This window comes from Candidatus Hydrogenedentota bacterium, from assembly GCA_016791475.1.
In the GTDB taxonomy this organism is placed as follows: domain Bacteria; phylum Hydrogenedentota; class Hydrogenedentia; order Hydrogenedentales; family JAEUWI01; genus JAEUWI01.
In genome coordinates this window covers 1-579 of record JAEUWI010000358.1, presented here as the reverse complement: position 1 = coordinate 579, position 579 = coordinate 1, and the positions used below count along the sequence as shown (strand labels likewise).

At 69.3% G+C, this 579-nt stretch carries 2 protein-coding genes; both read left to right on the top strand.

Features of this window, described 5'->3' with window-relative positions; genetic code table 11:
* On the top strand, positions 1-319 hold a 319-nt coding region (locus tag JNK74_29670; GenBank protein MBL7650343.1), incomplete at its 5' end, for a type IV secretion system protein TraC.
* Between the two features lie 16 nt (positions 320-335).
* On the top strand, positions 336-579 hold a 244-nt coding region (locus JNK74_29665; GenBank protein ID MBL7650342.1), incomplete at its 3' end, for a hypothetical protein.

The following is a 579-nucleotide window of genomic DNA, read 5'->3' as shown; positions in this document are numbered from 1 at the left end:
CTGCTCGGACTGGGTGTTCCTGCTGCGGCAGAAGCCCGAGTCGATCGAGATGCTCGACCGCAAGGGGCGGCTGTCGATGGACGAGCCCAAGAAGCGGCTGCTCAACTCGCTGCGCACGGAGCCGGGCGTCTTCTCGGAGGTCTACATCTCCTCGCCGGTGGGCGAAGGCGTGGCGCGGAACATCCTCGACCCGGCGACCCACCTGCTGTTCTCCAACAAGCTGGAGGACAACGCCCCGATCGACGAGCTGCGGGCACAGGGCCTGAGCATCGACGACGCGATCACCGAGCTGCTGCGGCGGCGCGGGCACGCGGTGTGACCCTGGCGAGGCCCCCATGGACATCGACGCCAGCGCCAATCCTCACCAGCCCGTTGCCGTGCCCGTGGGCATGGCGCCCATCCTCCTGCACGCGTCATTCGCGCTGCTGATCGTGCTGGGCACGCTGGCCGCCTACGACCGCGTGGTGGTGCGCCCGGCCCAGCGGGTCGGCGTGGTCGACGTCGGCGAGGTGTACCGGCAGAAGGAAGCCGAGTTCACGCTGATCCTCACCAAGGCCGGGAGCGACGACGAGCGGCAAC